Here is a 5,679-nt window from a genome sequence, read left to right as displayed (position 1 = left end):
GCAAAAACGTCAAGAAATTCACGCTCGTCTTTTGTGCTCTGGTTCAAAACTCCGATTTCATCCTTTCGCTTTGTGCTAAGCTCGTTAAAAATCGGCGTGTCAAAGTTTCCGTTCTTGATTTCTTCCGCCGCTTCTGTAAGCTTCTGCAAATGGCGCGAAATTCCAAGCCGCGTAAAGACAAGGATTATTATTATGGAAAGAAAAAACACAATTCCTGTAAGAAAAATATTGTTAGTCCTTGTCGCGCGGACGCCCTCCAGAACTGAATCAACAGGAACGGTCGTAAAAACTACAATATCGCCAAACGAAAGTTTCTGGTAAGCCCCGAAATAGTCAGTCTTCTTATTGTTTTCATCAACCACAGAAAACGGAATCTGCCGGCTGTCCGAATTGCTTTCGTTGTTCTGCCTCATTGCCGCAACCAGCGGAAAATTCTTGTAGCTTTCGCCAATCAAAACTTTTTCAGTGTCCGGGTGGCACAGAATTTCCGCAGAATCGTTCAGGATAAAAGTTGTGTTCACAGAATCAGTTCCCAGAATGTCCGACATATTCTCAATCGAGAAAGTGATTACACAAGTCTGGTCAAGTCCGTTTTCCTTCCATGGAAAAAGCAGAGACATGACAGGAATGTTGAAAAAAGGCGAAGCGTTCAATGCAATAGTTTCGCCAAGACAGGAACGGTTTATCTGCAAAGAACTGGCTTTTATGAAATTTTCAAGGGCAGACACATCAATCTCATTCGAGATAAAAAAGCGGCTGTTTATTATAGAAGATTCTTTTGCAGAACGAGCATTAGATTTTACGGAAGATTTAGAATCATCGCCGCTTAAAATATTTACCGCGGCAATATCCTGGTTTCTTTCAAAGAAAAAAGCCTCCGCCTGACGCGCCAAAGAAGCAGAACGCCCGCCGCCGACAACATTCAGCAAGTCCAAAAGCTGAAAAACATTCGAGCGGATTGTGGAAAGCTTGTCCTCAACAGTTCCTGCCGAACGCGAATTGATTGTAAGATTGTTGTTTTCGGCAGTAATCTGGACATCCTGCCCGATAAAATGACTGTTAAGAAAAGTAACGCAGCCAAGCGAAACCAGAACAATTGTTCCGATGATTATCGCAAGCTTTACGCCAAGCGGAAATTTCACCTGCAATTGCAGATTTTTTTGAACATTTTTCATAAAACTTTTTCCAATAAAACTTATCTAAATCAGCTTAGAAGTAAAATGCTATGATTTTTTAAATTCAGAAAAGCGGGCAACAAAAAAATCATATAATAATATTATTTTATAAGTATAATGCAGTATTGCCTTTTTTTCCAAATATTAAGGCTTTTTTTTAGCAAGCAGAGCGATAATTTTTTAAATTTTGATTAAGCAGGCCGGTTTATATTTTAACTTCTGACTACATCAAAGCTAAAATCAACGTTGATAGCCGATGCCACATAAGCAAGGTTTTGACCGCCACCAATATTATTAGTTGCCTGCTATCAACCTACGTTTTGACTGCTATCAACCTACATTTTGGCGGCTATCAATATTGTTAGCTGCCTGCTATCAACCTACGTTTTGACAGCTGACAATGTTGTTCGTTGTCGATGTACAATCGAGTTTTTGACACTTTACAATGCTGCTGGTGGCTGATGTCAATGTTGATTCTGTTTTTCCGTAAAGTTTTCTATTTATTATTCCTCATATTTATCAATAATTGCCTGCCGCAATGCACGTCCGTCAACCTGAAACTTCTGTATAGAATCAATATTCTCACGAGTAATCATCACTTGACCTTCGAAAATATCAGTTTTCTTGTAACCGTCTTTTCTTGTCGCAGTTTCAGCGTTTCTGTGCTGCGGAGAGAAATTTAAATTATATATATCTCTGTTTTTTAAAACCCAGTATTTTACGCAATCTCTATAAACCGCAAACCAAAGCATAACATCGCAACAAGTTGGCTTTATTTGCTGAAAATTCATAAGAAAATCTTTTGTTGAATTTGAAGAAAGCGCTTTCATATAAAGAGGCTCGTTTGGTCTATTTCTGTCAACTGCACGAGAGCCTTTTACTTCAATTTTTATATTTTCGCCCATATATGGCAAATACAAATCATACTGTCCTTTATAAGATGAATCGATTTTCTTTGAAGGACGTTTCAATTCAGGTTCAACCGCAAGAAGATGGCTAAAGCCCCAGGTATCGCCAAAACCTCGTGGAGCGGAAATTTCAAAAACATAGAGATATAAATTTCTATTGATGTAATCATTTCGCAATTCAAGATAATCTTCATAAGAAAGGATTTTTTCTTCAACAAGTTTTGTTATAACATATTCATATCTATTAAAAGGATACACATTCTGAATATTTTCAATTTCAGAGCGGAAATCATCCGCATCTTTTAATTTAGAAATCAGTTTTTCAAGCTCTTTCTCAAGGATTTCCATAGACACTCTCCTTTATATAATCGTATTCTGTTTCAGAAATTCCAAAATAATCACAAATCAGCTCATCAGCAGCTTTCTGAGTTTTTGTATTGTTTAAAATATCAGCATAGACTTCATAAAATTTTCCGCTTAAATCAGAATCCAATACTGGCAATGGGAAATTTTGAAAATGCTGCTTTAAGACTTTCTTTGACTTAAATTTTTTCTGGTAAATAAATGTGTAAACAGGACTGTTAAAAAGACAGACAAGCATTTCCATCGGATAATCAGGAGAAATAATCATGTTCGCACTGTTCAAAAATAACTGGCCGTCATCCAAAGCGCAGACAATCTTATCAGAAATAAATTTGTAAACGATTTTTTTTGAACGATATATTGCCACAGGCGCAACTTGCTGAAATATATCGGGCGTAAATTTTATAAAAACTTCAGGAGATTTTAACCTGTATGGAATTATGTCCTTCCCTCTAAAAATCGGCTCATCATCATACAGTCTTTCTTCATGAAGAAATTTCTTATTGTTGCCAGTTACAACCCCCAAAGCGAATTTTGTACTCTCAGGAAGTCTTGCTTCACCCAATGAATAAATCTTGTTTAAGATTTTATCATCAATTTCAGAAACATTGTAAGAAATTAAATAATCAGGGGCAGTTATATTTTTTATATTAAGTTTATATTGTCTCTCTTTTTCAACGGTAATTTGACTCTCGTATTTTGCAATTTCGGAAAGCTTTAGAAGCACACATTCAGACTGGACACCTTTAAATGCCGTTCCTAATGGTAAAATTTCAATATTCCGATGCGTATTCAATAAAAATTTTCGTATATTTTTATGAGCCGCAACATTTAATATGGATTCCGGCAGAAAAAAATTCAATTTGCCGTTTGCAGACAGCTTATTTATGGAATTATACAATGCAATGCTAAAAATTTCTGTTGTGTTCAAAAAAGGATATTTAGACAGCAATAAATCCTTTTGCTTTTTTGAAAGTTTGCTTCCCCATGGCGGATTTGTAACAATAAAATCATATTTTTCATCACTCTGTAAAAACAAGTCAGTTTCATCTGAAAAAATCAAGTCGTGTTTTTCGATATGAGAAGAAATAAAAGGATTATTGAAAAACAAAACAAGATTTATGTGGCAAATCAGCAAAGCAACTTCATCTATATCAAAAGCGAAAATTTTATCAGGATTATGTTCTTTTGAAAGCGTGTTTATCAAAATGCTTCCGCTACCACAGCAAGGATCCAAGACCTTAGCATTTATTGGAATCTCTATAGAAGAAAGAATTTCCGAAGGTGTGTAAAAAGCCCCGTCTTTTGATTTACATGAAATAGTCTGAACAGACTGATAAAACGCCCCTAAAATATCATCATCTTTATTTTCAATATGAAAGTTTTCAAAAATATTTTCGCCGTTATATATGTTATTTATTTTTAAGAAAATGTCTGATTTTTCATCATATAAATCGTTGCTTAAAAGAATTTGTTTTCCAAGACAAGAGACAGCCTCTTGAATAGAAAGGCTGCTGTTTTCGAATATTTCAATAAGCTTTAAAAGAAGTTCTTTGCGTTTTTTATCTTTTATTCCTAAGAATACAGCACTTGAAAAATTCTGATAAGAACGGTTAGCCCTTGACTGCAGCCGTGACGAACCTGTTTCTATTGATTTTATCAATGCCGAATAATCATCTTTTGTATATACTCCATCTTTTGGAGATGGAATTACACCTGTCTTTATCCAATTGTTTACAGTAGCAAGAGAAATATTAAATTTATTTTGAATATCTTTTTTAAAAAAAGCTGTTTTCACGTTATTCATCTTGGATAATTATAATACATTTTTAGTCAATCAAACGTAAAGACAGAATCTCAAAAAAAAGAGCGTCAGAAATGACGCTCTTTTTCGTTTTATTCTAAATTTTCAATTAGAATGAGCCTGCAACTGCTACTGCGCAAGCTACTGTGCAGGTCGCAACCTTCGGTTGCTTATCTAGTTTCCACTTGCTCGCAATGCTCGCATTTTTCGTAAACGAAAAAACGTGAAAACTAGCGGGCTGCAATAGATTCAGCCAAATTATAGTTACTCTTAAAACTAGAAACTTCCTGCAACTGCTACCGCGCAAGCTACTGTGCAGCCTACCATCGGGTTGTTGCCCATTCCCATGAAGCCCATCATCTCAACGTGCGCCGGAACTGATGAAGAACCAGCGAACTGAGCGTCTGAGTGCATGCGGCCCAAAGTATCTGTGAAGCCGTAAGAAGCAGGACCTGCAGCCATGTTATCAGGGTGCAAAGTGCGTCCTGTTCCGCCGCCACTAGCTACAGAGAAGTATTTTTTGCCTGCGAGCAAGCGTTCCTTCTTGTAAGTTCCCGCAACCGGGTGCTGGAAGCGAGTCGGGTTTGTAGAGTTTCCAGTGATAGAAACATCGACATCCTCGTGCCACATGATTGCCACTCCCTCGCGTACATCGTCTGCGCCGTAGCATTTTACAATGAGACGCTCAGGATTGTTTCCGTACGGGATTTCCTTTACAACTTTGAGAGCCTTGTCTGTTCCCTCGCCGTTGAAGTAGTCAAACTTAGTCTGAACGTAAGTGAATCCGTTGATGCGGCTGATAATCTGGGCAGCGTCTTTTCCAAGACCGTTCAAGATAACGCGGAGCTTGTTCTTGCGGACTTTGTTCGCGTTCGCTGCGATTTTGATTGCGCCCTCAGCGGCTGCGAAAGACTCGTGTCCTGCCAAGAAAGCGAAGCACTGTGTCTCCTCAGAAAGAAGACGCGCGCCCAAGTTTCCGTGTCCGAGACCTACTTTGCGGTCGTCAGCTACAGAGCCTGGCAAGCAGAATGCCTGAAGGCCTTTTCCGATGTTTGCGGCAGCTGTTGAGCCAGTCTTGTCTCCAGTTTTCTCAGCTTCTTTGATTGCGATTGCAGAGCCGAGAACGTAAGCCCATTTTGCGTCCTCAAAACAAATCTGCTGTGTTGACTGGCAGATTTCGTAAGGGTCAAAACCGCGTGCCTTGCAAAGGTCGCGGGCCTCGTTGAGTCCTTTTTCGCCTTCTGCGAAACCATATTCTTTAAGAGCCTTGTTTACCTGCGGGATACGGCCTTCAAAATCTTCAAACAATGCCATTTTTCTTTCCTCCGTTCCTACAATTAGTTTTTGCGAGGGTCGATAAGTTTTACCATGCCCTGGTCTTCTGTAACGCGTCCGTAGTGAGTGCGCGCCTTCTCGATTGCCTCTTTCG

At 38.5% G+C, this 5,679-nt stretch carries 4 protein-coding genes; all 4 read right to left on the bottom strand.

All coding sequences use genetic code 11. The features are described from left to right. On the bottom strand, positions 1-1,175 hold a 1,175-nt coding region (locus tag B2X33_RS02975), incomplete at its 3' end, for a HAMP domain-containing protein (protein WP_296667540.1). A 503-nt stretch (positions 1,176-1,678) separates the two neighbouring features. Further along, on the bottom strand, positions 1,679-2,431 hold the full coding sequence (locus B2X33_RS02970; protein WP_296667538.1) for a hypothetical protein: 753 nt from the start codon (positions 2,429-2,431) through the stop codon (positions 1,679-1,681). Continuing rightward, positions 2,418-4,253: an N-6 DNA methylase family protein gene (locus tag B2X33_RS02965; protein WP_296667536.1), complete on the bottom strand. Its 1,836-nt coding sequence runs from the start codon at positions 4,251-4,253 to the stop codon at positions 2,418-2,420. Before B2X33_RS02965 ends, B2X33_RS02970 begins: the two co-directional genes overlap by 14 nt. Positions 4,254-4,526: 273 nt before the next feature. Beyond that, positions 4,527-5,564 carry a GGGtGRT protein gene (locus B2X33_RS02960; RefSeq protein ID WP_296667534.1) on the bottom strand — a complete coding sequence of 346 codons (1,038 nt, stop codon included), beginning with the start codon at positions 5,562-5,564 and terminating at the stop codon, positions 4,527-4,529. Between the last annotated feature and the right edge of the window lie 115 nt (positions 5,565-5,679).

Source organism: Treponema sp. UBA785, assembly GCF_002297065.1.
Classification (GTDB): domain Bacteria; phylum Spirochaetota; class Spirochaetia; order Treponematales; family Treponemataceae; genus Treponema_D.
This window is presented reverse-complemented; position numbering and strand designations above follow the sequence as displayed.